The sequence below is a fragment of the Streptomyces sp. DG1A-41 genome (assembly GCF_037055355.1).
Lineage (GTDB): Bacteria > Actinomycetota > Actinomycetes > Streptomycetales > Streptomycetaceae > Streptomyces.
Genome location: NZ_CP146350.1, coordinates 8434634 through 8447107 on the forward strand (window position 1 = coordinate 8434634; position 12474 = coordinate 8447107).

Annotated in this window: 10 protein-coding genes; 2 read left to right on the top strand and 8 right to left on the bottom strand. The window is 70.4% G+C overall.

All coding sequences use genetic code 11. The features are described from left to right. The first annotated feature begins 9 nt into the window (after nucleotides 1-9). Entirely contained in the window at nucleotides 10-3177 is a 3168-nt protein-coding gene (locus tag V8690_RS38985; protein ID WP_338784741.1) for a BTAD domain-containing putative transcriptional regulator, read from the top strand. Here V8690_RS38985 and V8690_RS38990 read toward each other — a convergent pair. From V8690_RS38990 to kdpF, 7 genes are all read right to left on the bottom strand, one after another. Next, entirely contained in the window at nucleotides 3158-3976 is an 819-nt protein-coding gene (locus tag V8690_RS38990; RefSeq protein ID WP_338784742.1) for an ABC transporter permease, read from the bottom strand. The two genes, V8690_RS38985 and V8690_RS38990, sit on opposite strands and share 20 nt — an antisense overlap. After that, nucleotides 3973-4938, bottom strand: a complete 966-nt coding sequence (locus V8690_RS38995; protein WP_338784743.1) for an ATP-binding cassette domain-containing protein — start codon at nucleotides 4936-4938, stop codon at nucleotides 3973-3975. The genes V8690_RS38990 and V8690_RS38995 overlap by 4 nt, the downstream gene beginning before the upstream one ends. A 107-nt stretch (nucleotides 4939-5045) precedes the next feature. Further along, nucleotides 5046-5729 carry a response regulator transcription factor gene (locus V8690_RS39000; RefSeq protein ID WP_338785620.1) on the bottom strand — a complete coding sequence of 228 codons (684 nt, stop codon included), beginning with the start codon at nucleotides 5727-5729 and terminating at the stop codon, nucleotides 5046-5048. 167 nt (nucleotides 5730-5896) lie between these two features. Further along, nucleotides 5897-6568, bottom strand: coding sequence for a potassium-transporting ATPase subunit C (locus tag V8690_RS39005; RefSeq protein ID WP_338784744.1), 672 nt, complete (start codon nucleotides 6566-6568; stop codon nucleotides 5897-5899). Between the two features lie 24 nt (nucleotides 6569-6592). Further along, on the bottom strand, nucleotides 6593-8722 hold the full coding sequence (kdpB, locus tag V8690_RS39010) for a potassium-transporting ATPase subunit KdpB (protein WP_338784745.1): 2130 nt from the start codon (nucleotides 8720-8722) through the stop codon (nucleotides 6593-6595). Beyond that, nucleotides 8719-10383 carry a potassium-transporting ATPase subunit KdpA gene (gene kdpA / locus V8690_RS39015; protein ID WP_338784746.1) on the bottom strand — a complete coding sequence of 555 codons (1665 nt, stop codon included), beginning with the start codon at nucleotides 10381-10383 and terminating at the stop codon, nucleotides 8719-8721. Before kdpA ends, kdpB begins: the two co-directional genes overlap by 4 nt. A gap of 8 nt (nucleotides 10384-10391) precedes the next feature. Further along, complete coding sequence (kdpF, locus tag V8690_RS39020; RefSeq protein WP_338784747.1) at nucleotides 10392-10481, bottom strand: K(+)-transporting ATPase subunit F; 90 nt, start codon at nucleotides 10479-10481, stop codon at nucleotides 10392-10394. 364 nt (nucleotides 10482-10845) lie between these two features. Here kdpF and V8690_RS39025 point away from each other — a divergent pair, with 364 nt between their 5' ends. Continuing rightward, nucleotides 10846-11289 carry a hypothetical protein gene (locus tag V8690_RS39025; RefSeq protein ID WP_338784748.1) on the top strand — a complete coding sequence of 148 codons (444 nt, stop codon included), beginning with the start codon at nucleotides 10846-10848 and terminating at the stop codon, nucleotides 11287-11289. Nucleotides 11290-11608: 319 nt separating this feature from the next. Here the strand turns inward: V8690_RS39025 and V8690_RS39030 are convergent, their stop codons facing one another. Then, a complete protein-coding gene (locus V8690_RS39030) occupies nucleotides 11609-12349 on the bottom strand; it encodes a class I SAM-dependent methyltransferase (RefSeq protein ID WP_338784749.1) in 741 nt (246 codons plus the stop codon). Between the last annotated feature and the right edge of the window lie 125 nt (nucleotides 12350-12474).

Sequence of the window (12474 nt, forward strand, 5' to 3'; positions counted from 1 at the left end):
TCTGCACGCGTGACCACCGACCTGACCCTGCTGCCGCGTGTCGCCTATCGCGGACAGGAGGTCACCGCGCCCCGGCTCCGCGCCCTCCTCGCGCTGCTCGCGGGCGACCCCCGCACGGGGTGCAGCACCGAACGGCTCGTGGCGGGGCTGTGGCCGGACGCATTGCCGGAGCGGCCGGCAAAGGCGGTGCAGGTCCTCATATCCAGGGCACGGGCGCAATTGGGTCCCGACGTCATCGCCGGCACGCCGACCGGATACCGGCTCACCCTCGCCGAGGACCGAGTCGACAGCTCCGCCCTGCTGCTGCACGCCGCCGCGAGCGCGGACCGGGCCAGGGCCGGGGACCACGTGGGATCGCTGGCCGCGGCCGAGGCCGGGCTCGCGCTGTGGGAGGGCACCCCTGACGAGGCCTACGACCCCCACGACCCCGTAGCCGCGTTACGCACCGAGCGCGCCCCCGTCCGCCGCGCGCTCGTGCGCGCGCGGGCGCTCGCGCTCGCCCGGCTGGGGCGGCACGCGGAGGCGGCCGGGCCGCTGGCTGCTGCAGCCTCGGCACATCCGCGCGACGAGGAGGTGCTCGCCGAGCTGCTGCGCGGCGAGGCGGCTACGGCGGGCCCGTCCGCCGCGCTGACGCGGTACGAGGCGTACCGCCGTGAGCTCCGCGACGAGCTCGGCACGGACCCGGGCGCCGGGCTCAAGGCCGTACACCGGGAGCTGCTGCGCGGCGAGGCGCCCGTGGTCAGGCACGGCGTGCCGCACGAGCCGAACCCGCTTCTCGGCCGGGACGAGGACATCGCGGCGGTACAGCGACTGCTGAGCGCCTCCCGCGCCGTCACCGTCGTCGGCCCCGGCGGCCTCGGCAAGACCCGGCTCGCGCACGCCGTCAGCCGCCGGGCCGAGCAGCGCCTGGTGCATTTCGTGCCGCTCGCCGGCGTCACCGCCGACGCCGACGTGGCCGCGGAGGTGGGCTCCGCGCTCGGCGCGGGGGAGCGGGCCGGCGCCGTGAGCGGCCACGCCCCGGCCGACCCGGTGGCCGGCATCCTCGGCGTGCTCGGCTCCGGGCCCGCGCTGCTGGTCCTCGACAACTGCGAGCAGGTCGTCCGGGGCGTCGCCGACCTCGTACAGGCCCTGGTCTCGTCTTCGAAGGACCTGCGGGTGCTCGCCACCAGCCGGGCCCCGCTCGGCCTCAGCTCGGAGGCGGTGTACGCGCTGCCGGAGCTCGGTCTCGACACCTCGGTCGAACTGTTCGCCCAACGGGCCCGGGCCGCCCGCCCCGGAGTGGAGCTGCCGCCGGACGCGGTGGCCGGGCTGTGCCGCCACCTCGACGGGCTACCGCTCGCCGTGGAGCTGGCCGCGGCGCGGGTGCGGGTCCTTTCGGTGCCGGAGATCGCCCGCCGCCTCGGCGACCGGTTCGCGCTGCTGCGCGGCGGGGCGCGGGACGTGCCGGAGCGCCACCGCACGCTGCACGCGGTCGTGGACTGGAGCTGGAACCTGCTCGGGGAGGACGCCAGGGCGGCGCTGCGCACACTGTCCGTCTTTCCCGGCGGCTGCTCCGCCGAGGCGGCGGAGCATGTGCTCGGCGAGGACGCGCTGTTTCTGCTCGAGCAGTTGGCCGATCAGTCGCTGCTCACCGTCTCCGACACCCCGGCCGGCGTGCGGTTCCGGATGCTGGAGACCGTACGGGAGTTCAGCGCCTCACGGCGCGCGGAGGCGGGCGAGGACGAGGAGGCCGTCGGCCGGTTCCTCGCCTGGGCGCGGGACTTCGGGGTCGCGTACCACGACTGGATCTTCGGCTCGGAACCTTCCCCGAGCTCTCGGCTCCGCTCGGGCAGGGAAGGTCCCATTGCCGCCCGGGAGCGGGTCAGGGCCGAGCAGGACAACCTTGTGCTGGCCCTGCGGCACGCCCTGACCCGTACGGACGGTCCCACCACCGCCGCCCTCACCGCGGTCCTCGCCGCCCTGTGGTCCACCGGCTCCGACTACCCCCGCCTCACCGCCCTCGCCGCGGACACCGGCCCGCCGCTGTCGCACTACCGCCCCGAGCCCGAATACGTCGAAGTCGCCCGCGCCGCCGCGGTGATGTGCACGGCGAGCCTGTTCATGGGCTACGGCCCGCACGCCGTACGCCAGCTCGTCACCCTCCGGCGCCTGCCCCCGGCCCCGCCGGACACGCTGCTGCGCGCCACCGCGGCAGTGCTGAGCGCGGTCCCCGAGATGCTGCCTCCCGACTACGAAGTGCTGCACAGGCTCTGCGACAGCGAGCAGCCGCTGCTCGCCGGCGTCGCCGAGTGCGTCGCCACCTACGTCTGGGAGTACGAGCACGACATCGACCGCGCACTCGACTCGGCGCGCCGGATCATCATCGCGCTGGCGCCGGTCGACAATCCGTTCCTTCAGGTCATGGGCTACGCCCGGCTGGGCGAGCTGTGCTTGAAGACGGAGCGGGGTGAGGCCGCGTACGGGTACCTCAAGGCGGTGCTCGAGGCGCTGCCGCGGCTCGGCGGCGAGCACGACTTCATCGGCGTCCGCTGGGGCCTCGCCCTGGCCTGCCTGCAGCGCGGAGACCCTGATGAGGCCGAGTACTGGCTGCGGCAGGCGGAGAGTGACAACACCCGGCAGGATGACGACTTCTCCGACCTCGGCGGCCGTGCCGAGATCGCGCTCGCCCGCGGACTGACCGAGGTCGGGCTCGGCTTGTGGCGCAGCGCCGCGGAGCAGGTGGCCGAGTTCGGCTCGATGCTCAGCGGCGACCCCTTCCTCGACCGGTGGGCCCTGCAGATCCAGTCGGTGGCGGTGACGGCGCATGCGCACGCCGGCCGCCTGGAGCTGGTCACGGAGCCGGTCCACCGGCTGCGGCAGGGGCTGCGGACCCTGCTCTCCGGTCCGTCCGGCTCACCCATGGATCTCCATCTGTTCGGGACGGTGCTCCACGCGCTCGGCATGGCGGGGATCGCCTCCGGCGACGCCCGTGCCGTGCGGATGATCGCGCTGGCCGAACGCCTGCGGGTGCTGCGCGAGTTCCAGCCGACGATGTCGGCGGACCGCGCCCGGAAGGCGGCCGAGGAGGCCGACAGGGCGGCGTACGCCGACGCGGTGTCGGAGTACGCCGCCCTGGGGCGGGACGAGCTGCGGGAGGCGGCCCGCGCTGTCATGGCGGTTACTTCGGGTCGCGGTTGAACAACGCCGTCGACCAGCGGTAGCCGAGCGCGGTGAGGCCCAGGCACCAGGCGATCGCGAGCCACCCGTTGTTGCCGATCTCGGTGCCGAGCAGCAGGCCGCGCAGGGTCTCGATGGCCGGGGTGAACGGCTGGTACTCGGCGATCGGCTGGAACCAGCCCGGGATCGCGTCGATGGGGACGAAGGCGCTGGAGATGAGCGGGAGGAGGATGAGCGGCGTTGCCATGTTGCTGGCCGCCTCGGGGGTCGGGCTGGCCATGCCCATCCCGACCGCGATCCAGGTGAGCGCCAAGGTGAACAGCGCGATCAGTCCGAAGGCCGCCAACCACTCCAGGGCCGTGGCGTCCGTGGACCGGAAGCCGATGGCCACGGCGATGGCACCGACGAGGACCAGGCTGGCGAGCACCTGCAGCACGCTGCCGACGACGTGCCCGACGAGCACGGACCCGCGGTAGACCGCCATCGTGCGGAAGCGGGCGATGAGGCCCTCGGTCATGTCCATGGAGACGGAGATCGCGGCCCCGATCACGGTGGAGCCGATGGTCATCATCAACAGGCCCGGGACGAGGTAGGCGATGTACTCGGAGCGGTCGGCGCCGCCGCCACCGATGCCCGCGCTCATCACGCCTCCGAAGACGTAGACGAAGAGCAGCAGGAGCATGATCGGCGTGAGCAGCAGGTTCAGGGTCATGGACGGGTAGCGCAGCGCGTGCAGGAGGTTGCGGCGCAGCATCGTGTGCGAGTCGCGGACGGCGAGGGAGATCCGGGTCGGGCGGGTGGGGGCCAGGGGGGCGCTCATCGGACGGTCTCCTTGGCGGGCTGAGTTGTGCCACTGGTCAGGGCGAAGAACACGTCGTCGAGGTCGGGGGTGTGCACGGTCAGCTCGTCCGCCTCGACTCCGGCGGAGTCCAGCCAGTCGAGGATGGAGCGCAGCTCGCGCTGGCTGCCGTCGCTGGGGATGTGCAGCGCCAGAGCCTCGTCGTCGCGGGTGGCCTCGCGCAGCGCGGAGGCGGCGCTCTGGTAGGCGGCCGGGTCGGAGAAGCGCAGCCGCACGTGGCCGCCGGGGATGAGCCGTTTCAGTTCCTCGGCGCTGCCCTCGGCGGCGATCTTGCCGTCGTTGAGCACGGCGATGCGGTCGGCGAGTTCGTCGGCCTCCTCCAGGTACTGGGTGGTGAGGAAGACGGTGACGCCGCCCGTGACGAGTTCGCGGATGATCTGCCACATGTTGTGGCGGCTGCGGGGGTCGAGGCCGGTGGTGGGTTCGTCGAGGAAGATGATCCGCGGGTCGCCGACCAGGGTCATGGCGAGGTCGAGGCGGCGCTTCATGCCGCCGGAGTAGGTGGAGACGGGCTTCTTGGCGGCCTCGACGAGGTCGAAGCGTTCCAGCAGTTCGGCGGCGACCCGCGGCCCCTCGCGCTTGGACAGGTGGTGCAGGTCCGCCATGAGGAGCATGTTCTCCTCGCCGGTGATCAGGCCGTCGACGGCGGAGAACTGCCCGGTGACACCGATCGCGGCGCGCACCGCCTGCGGGTCGGCGGCCAGATCGTGGCCGCCTACGTGCAGCTCGCCGCCGTCGGCGGCGATGAGCGTGGACAGGATCTTCACGGCGGTGGTCTTGCCGGCGCCGTTCGGCCCGAGAAGGGAGAAGACGGTGCCGGTCGGCACAGCGAGATCGATACCGTCGAGCACCGTCAGGTCCCCGTAGGCCTTGCGCAGCCCCTTGGCCGCGATGGCGAGTGAGGGCGATGTCGTTGTCGTCATGCCGCAGAGGTTGCGGCAGGGCGCATTCAGCGCGGTTTCAGGGTGCTTTCAGCGCCCTGGAACCGGGGTTGCCCGACTCTTGCGGCGGGCTGTCCCTCGTCGCTCCGTCAGACTTCGAACCGGTAGCCCATGCCGGGCTCGGTGATCAGATAGCGGGGGTGGGAGGGGTCCTTCTCCAGTTTGCGCCGCAGCTGGGCCATGTAGACGCGCAGGTAGTTGGTCTTGTTGCTCTGGGAGACACCCCACACCTCCCGGAGCAGGTGCTTCTGCGTGACCAGGCGGCCGGGGTTGGTGACCATGATCTCCAGCAGGTGCCACTCGGTCGGGGTGAGCCTGACGTCGCGGCCTCCGCGCACGACCTTCTTGGCGAGGAGGTCGATGGTGAAGTCATCGGTCTCGACAACGGTCGTCTCGTGGGCGAGGGGTGTGTCCTCGGTGCGGCGGACGGCGGCCCGCAGGCGGGCCAGGAGCTCGTCCATGCTGAACGGTTTGGTGATGTAGTCGTCCGCGCCGGCGTCCAGGGCGGCGACCTTCTCGTCGGACGCCTGGCGGGCGGAGAGGACGAGGATCGGGACGCGGGTCCGGCCGCGCAGGGTCTTGATGACGTCGACGCCGTCCATGTCGGGCAGGCCGAGGTCGAGCATCACCACGTCCGGTTGCCGGTCGGCGGTCAGCCGCAGGGCGGTGGCACCGTCGGGGGCGGCGTCGACTCCGTACCGCCGTGCCTCCAGGTTGAGCACGAGGGCCCGTATGAGCTGCGGGTCGTCCTCCACCACGAGCACCCGGGTCATGGGTGTGTGCCTTCCTGTCATACGTGGTCCTTCTCGTACGTGGTCCTTCTCGTACGGGGGCCGCGGGTGCGGGATGCGCTGCCGTTGCCTTCCTCGGCTGCGGGACGGCGGAGCCGGCCCGGCCGGGGATCGCTCCCGGGGCGCCGACTCCCGCCTGTGCCGCATCGTCATCGGCTCTTGGCCACGAGGTCCTTGAGCGCGATGTTCAGTTCCAGGACGTTCACACGGGGTTCGCCGATGAAGCCGAGCGTACGGCCCTCGGTGTGCTCGTCCACGATCTTCTGCACCTCGGCGGCCGGGAGGCCGTTCCGCGCGGCGACGCGGTGGACCTGGAGGTCGGCGTACCGCGGTGAGATGTCCGGGTCCAGGCCGGAGGCGGAGGAGGTGACCGCGTCGGCGGGCACCTGCGACGGCTTGACCGTGTAGCCGGGTACGGAGTTGTCCTCGACGACCGCTGCCTTGGCTGCCTCCACCTGCTTGATGAGCTCCTTGTTGTCGGCGGCGAGGTTGGTGGCGCCGGACAGCAGCAGCTTGTACCGGGTGTTCACGCTGTTCGTGCCCAGGCCGCCCGTCGGGCGGCCCTGGAACCACTTCAGGTCGGGCTCCGGGGCCTTCTGTCCCTCCTTGAGCGGCAGGTTGTACGACTGCCCGATCAGGGACGAGCCGACGACCTTGCCGTCCGCCTTGATCTCGGAGCCGTTCGCCTTGTCAGGGAACAGCCCCTGGGCGATGCCGGTGATGACCAGCGGGTAGACGACGCCCGTCACCAGCGTCAGCACGAGCAGGGCGCGCAGGCCCGCTCCGAGCAACCGGGCGGTGTTCGTAAGGGAGTTGCTCATGGCGATCAGCACGCCTTTCGAGAATTACAGCCCGGGGATGAGGGAGATGAGCAGGTCGATGAGCTTGATGCCGATGAAGGGGGCGATCAGTCCGCCGAGGCCGTAGATGCCGAGGTTGCGCCGCAGCAGCTTGTCGGCGCTGACCGGCCGGTACCGCACACCCTTCAGGGAGAGCGGCACGAGCGCGATGATGATCAGCGCGTTGAAGACGACCGCGGACAGGATCGCGGAGTCCGGCGAGGACAGCGCCATGATGTTGAGCTTGTCCAGGCCCGGGTAGACGGCCGCGAACAGCGCCGGGATGATCGCGAAGTATTTCGCGACGTCGTTGGCGATGGAGAACGTCGTCAACGCGCCCCTGGTGATGAGAAGTTGCTTGCCGATCTCGACGATCTCGATGAGCTTGGTCGGGTTGGAGTCCAGGTCGACCATGTTGCCGGCCTCCTTGGCGGCCGACGTCCCCGTGTTCATCGCCACGCCCACGTCCGCCTGCGCGAGAGCCGGGGCGTCGTTCGTGCCGTCGCCGGTCATCGCGACCAGCTTCCCGCCCGCCTGCTCCCGCTTGATCAGCGCCATCTTGTCCTCGGGCGTGGCCTCCGCGAGGAAGTCGTCGACGCCGGCCTCCTCGGCGATCGCCTTGGCCGTCAGCGGGTTGTCGCCGGTGATCATGACGGTCTTGATGCCCATGCGGCGCAGTTCCTCGAACCGCTCGCGCATGCCGTCCTTGACGACGTCCTTGAGGTGGATGACGCCCAGCACGCGTGCGCCCTGTTGGTCCTGGACGGCGACGAGCAGCGGGGTGCCGCCCGCCTCGGAGATTCGGTCGGCGATCTCGTCGGCATCCTCGGCGACCGAACCACCCTGCTCCTCGACCCAGGCGATGACGGAACCGGCCGCGCCCTTGCGGATCTTCTTGGCGTCGACGTCGACCCCGGACATGCGTGTCTGGGCGGTGAAGGTGATCCACTCGGCGCCGGCCAGTTCCTCTTGGTGGCGTTCGCGCAGGCCGTACTTCTCCTTGGCGAGTACGACGATGGAGCGGCCCTCCGGGGTCTCGTCGGCCAGCGACGACAGCTGGGCGGCGTCCGCCAGCTCGGCTTCGGCCGTACCGCGTACCGGCAGGAACTCCGCCGCCTGCCGGTTGCCGAGGGTGATGGTGCCGGTCTTGTCCAGCAGCAGCGTGGAGACGTCACCGGCGGCCTCGACCGCACGGCCGGACATGGCCAGCACGTTGCGCTGCACCAGCCGGTCCATACCCGCGATGCCGATCGCGGAGAGCAGCGCGCCGATCGTGGTCGGGATCAGGCAGACGAGCAGTGCGACCAGCACGACCATCGTCAGGTGCGTGCCCGCGTAGTCCGCGAACGGCGGCAGCGTGGCCACCGCGAGCAGGAACACGAGGGTGAGCGACGCCAGCAGGATGTTCAGCGCGACCTCGTTGGGGGTCTTCTGCCGGGCGGCGCCCTCGACCAGGTTGATCATCCGGTCGATGAAGGTCTCGCCCGGCTTGGTCGTGATCTTGACCACGATGCGGTCGGAGAGGACCTTGGTGCCGCCGGTGACCGCGGACCGGTCGCCGCCGGACTCACGGATGACCGGGGCCGACTCTCCGGTGATGGCTGACTCGTCCACCGATGCGACGCCTTCGACGACATCACCGTCGCCGGGGATGATGTCGCCCGCCTCGCACACCACCAGGTCGCCGACCTTCAACTCCGTGCCGGCGACCCGCTCTTCACGGTCTTGGACGAGACGCCGGGCGACCGTGTCGGTCTTCGCCCTGCGCAGGGTGTCGGCTTGCGCCTTGCCGCGGCCCTCGGCCACCGCCTCCGCCAGGTTGGCGAAGACAACGGTCAGCCAGAGCCAGGCGCTGATCGCCCAGCCGAACCAGTCACCCGGGTCCTTGAAGGAGAAGACTGTGGTCAGCACCGACCCGATCCACACCACGAACATCACGGGCGACTTGACCTGCACCCGCGGGTCGAGCTTGCGGAAGGCGTCCGGCAGCGACCTCACCAGCTGTTTGGGGTCGAAAAAGCCCGCGCCGACGCGGCTTTCGGGGGACTTGTGGGCGGTGGGGACGTCGCTGTGCGGCGCCAGGGTCGGAGTGGCAGTGGACATGGCGTCCTCGTGGCTCTGCGTGTCGGTGGTCATGCCGCCAGCCCCTCGGCGAGCGGGCCCAGGGCAAGGGCCGGGAAGTACGTCAGACCGGTGATGATCAGGATCGCGCCCACCAACAGTCCGGTGAACAGCGGCTTTTCCGTGCGCAGGGTGCCCGCGGTCATGGGCACCGGCTGCTGCTCGGCCAGCGAGCCCGCGAGTGCCAGGACGAACACCATCGGCAGGAAGCGGCCCAGGAGCATCGCGAGTCCGGTCATGGTGTTGTACCAGTCGGTGTTCGCGTTCAGACCGGCGAACGCCGAGCCGTTGTTGTTCGACGCGGACGTGAAGGCGTACAGCACCTCGGAGAACCCGTGCGCCCCGGAGTTGAGCATGGAGTGCGGCGGGGTCGGCAGGGCCATCGAGGCCGCCGTGAAGATCAGAACCAGTGCCGGAGTGATCAGGATGTAGCAGGCGGCGAGCTTGATCTCGCGGGTGCCGATCTTCTTGCCGAGGTACTCGGGCGTGCGGCCGACCATCAGGCCGGCGATGAACACCGCGATAACCGCCATGATCAGCATGCCGTAGAGGCCGGATCCGGTACCACCGGGGGCGATCTCGCCCAGCATCATGCCGAGCATGGTGATACCGCCGCCGAGGCCGGTGAAGGAGGAGTGGAAGGAGTCCACCGCGCCCGTCGAGGTGAGCGTCGTCGACACGGCGAAGATCGACGAGGAGCCGACGCCGAAGCGGACCTCCTTGCCCTCCATCGCCCCGCCCGCGATCTGCAACGCCCCCTCGTGGTGGGCGAATTCGGTCCACATCATCAGGGCGACGAAGCCGACCCAGATGGTGACCATCGTGGCGAGGATCGCGTAGCCCTGCTTCACGCTGCCGACCATCACACCGAACGTCCGGGTCAGGGCGAACGGCATCACCAGCAGCAGGAAGATCTCGAACAGGTTGGTGAACGGGGTCGGGTTCTCGAAGGGATGGGCGCTGTTGGCGTTGAAATAGCCGCCGCCGTTCGTGCCGAACTCCTTGATGGCCTCCTGCGAGGCGACCGCCCCGCCGTTCCACTGCTGCGAGCCGCCCATGAACTGCCCGACCTCGTGGATGCCGGAGAAGTTCTGGATGACGCCGCACCCCACCAGCACCACCGCGGCGATCGCGGCCCCCGGCAGCAGGATGCGGGTGACACCGCGTACCAGGTCGGACCAGAAGTTGCCGAGCTCACCGCCCCGCGACCGGGCGAATCCGCGCACGAGGGCGACCGCGACCGCCATGCCGACAGCTGCGGAGACGAAGTTCTGCACGGCCAGCCCGGCGGTCTGCACGACGTGCCCCATGGTTTGCTCGCCGTAGTACGACTGCCAGTTGGTGTTCGTCACGAAGGACGCGGCGGTGTTGAACGCCTGCGCCGGGGTGATCGAGGAGAAGCCGAGTGAACCGGGCAGGACGCCCTGGAGACGCTGGAGGAGGTAGAGGAAGAGGACGCTGACGACCGAGAAGGCGAGCACGCCGCGCAGATAAGCCGGCCAGCGCATCTCGGTGTCGGGGTTGGCGCCTATGCCCTTGTAGATCCATCTCTCGACGCGCCAGTGCCGGTCGGCGGAGTAGACCCTGGCCATGTAGGTGCCGAGGGGGATGTAGGCGAGCGCCAGCGCCGCCATCAGGGCCAGCAGCTGGAGCACGCCGGCAAGTACGGGACCCATCGCTTGTCTCAGAACCTCTCCGGGAAGATCAGGGCGAGGACGAGATAAACCAGCAGGGCGACGGCCACGACCAGGCCGACGATGTTCTCGGCGGTCACAGCTTCGTCACCCCTTTGGCGACGAGAGCCACCAGCGCGAACACCGCGATCGTGGCGACGACGAAGGCCACATCGGCCATCGGGAACTCCTGGAGTGAGGTTCGATCCGGAAGGGACGGTCAAGAGGAAACCGCCCCCATGACTGGATTCGGCCGTCGTTGACGGGACTCTGACGGCGGCCCGCCCGCCCTTGACGGGACTCTGACGGAGGCAGAGACGTGGGTCACCCCAGCCGGAACCGCAGCCGGCAGCGGACCGCGCCCGTCTCCCGCCGCACGGCGTGCCCTTCGGCCAGGAAGAAGTCGCACCGGTCACCCGGGAGGTGTTCCACGAGGCCGAGCCGAACCGGCGACGACGACCCAGGGTGCACGTCGGCTCCCGATCGGCCTGGCCGTCCTCGGCGGGACCAGGACTCTCGTCGAAGCCGAACGCCGCCCCGGACGCCCCCGGCGCGATCACCGGCACCGGCGGTCTGATCGCCCTGGTCTACGGCATCACCCGCGGCGGCGAGCACGGCTGGACGGACGGCCTCACGCTCGTCTCCTTCGGGGCGGCCGTCGCACTCCTGGCCGTGTTCCTGGTCCTGCAGTCGCGCGTCTCGGAGCCGATGATGCCGCTGCGCCTGCTCAAGGACCGCAATCACTACGGCAGTTACGCCACGATGCTGTGCATCGGCGCCGGTATGTTCGCCACCCGGCACGGCACCGCCTTCCTCATCCCCTTGGCCGCCCTGGCCGTGTGGGCGCAGGACCACCTCCCCGACAAGGAATCACCGACACCGGACGGGCGGTCAACGCCGCGCTGTTGATCCTGACTCACCGGCTTCGCCGACAAGCAGGGCTCGTAACCGGGCCGCTCGGTGCTCCTGGCGGGACGTGACGGATCGGCGCATCCGGTACTCGCCTCCCACCTGCGTACCTGTCCGCTGCACCGACGGGAACGGGCCGAACCGCTGGAGGTGGACCGGCTGCTGCCGGACCTGACGCCGCACGAGTGGGACGTGGTGCCGGAGTGGGGCCCAGGCGTGCGTTCAGCACGCGCTTCTGACGGGCCCTCGAGCCCGGGCCGGAGGAGGCTAGGTGTGCTGTCCGGCGAGGGGATGCCTTCACGTCTCGACGCGGCGGAACTTACGGTTTGTGGGTTACCCAGAGCAGTTCCGCCGGCCAGCGGTGTGCCCAGTCGGGTGGGTCGGTTTCGTTGTAGCCGTTAAGTGTTCCGAGTTCGGGCCGCGGCTCGATAAGGTCGTCGATGATGAGACCCGCGCCGCGCAGGACCTTGACCCAGTCGCCGTAGGTGAGCTGATAGCTGGTCGCGCCGTCGTCTTCGGCGATGGTGTTCAGCCCGAAGTAGTCCTGCTGCAGCGTCGTGGTCACGCGACTGGCGGCTTCGTCGTAGCAAGCTTCGAACCACGGGCTGGCGACGTTGAACACCAGGCGTCCGCCTCGGCCCAAGACGCGTGCGGCCTGCGGGACGGCCAGGTGCGGGGGCGCCCAGCTGAGCCCACCGAAGTCGCAGAACACCAGGTCGAAGCTGTCGGCGGCGAAGGGGAGTTGTTCGGCGGCGCCTTGCACCAGCGGGTAGCGGGCGGCTCCCATCGCGCTGGCCGCTGCGGCGAGTTGGGCTTCGGACAGGTCGAGCCCGACCACGGTGGCGCCCTCGGCGGCGAGCGCCCTGGACCACTGGCCGGCGCCGCAGCCGAGTTCGAGGACGCGCTTGCCGGTGACGTCGCCCAGGGCGTGCAGATGCGCGTCGGGGATGGAGTACATGCCCCACAGCCGGGGTGTGGCGCCGATTTGCGGGTCGTGCTCGTGCTGGTAGGCGCTGCTGATCTGGTTCCAGAGCCGCCGGTTGGCGGGGATGCTGTCCACGTGCCGACTCCAGCACTGCCTGCCGGGGCGGTCAACACGATTAGGGCACTGGCCGGCCCTCGCCTCGGTCCGGCCCTGGCTCGGCCCACGATCCGCCGGACGAACCCTACTGATCTTTTCGTAAG

What these genes read in the sequence shown, in the direction of transcription:
- V8690_RS38990 (WP_338784742.1), bottom strand. Translation starts at nt 3,976, where the DNA reads ATGAGCGCCCCCCTGGCCCCCACCCGCCCGACCCGGATCTCCCTCGCC.
- V8690_RS38995 (WP_338784743.1), bottom strand. Translation starts at nt 4,938, where the DNA reads ATGACGACAACGACATCGCCCTCACTCGCCATCGCGGCCAAGGGGCTG.
- V8690_RS39000 (WP_338785620.1), bottom strand. Translation starts at nt 5,729, where the DNA reads ATGACCCGGGTGCTCGTGGTGGAGGACGACCCGCAGCTCATACGGGCC.
- V8690_RS39005 (WP_338784744.1), bottom strand. Translation starts at nt 6,568, where the DNA reads ATGAGCAACTCCCTTACGAACACCGCCCGGTTGCTCGGAGCGGGCCTG.
- kdpB (WP_338784745.1), bottom strand. Translation starts at nt 8,722, where the DNA reads ATGACCACCGACACGCAGAGCCACGAGGACGCCATGTCCACTGCCACT.
- kdpA (WP_338784746.1), bottom strand. Translation starts at nt 10,383, where the DNA reads ATGGGTCCCGTACTTGCCGGCGTGCTCCAGCTGCTGGCCCTGATGGCG.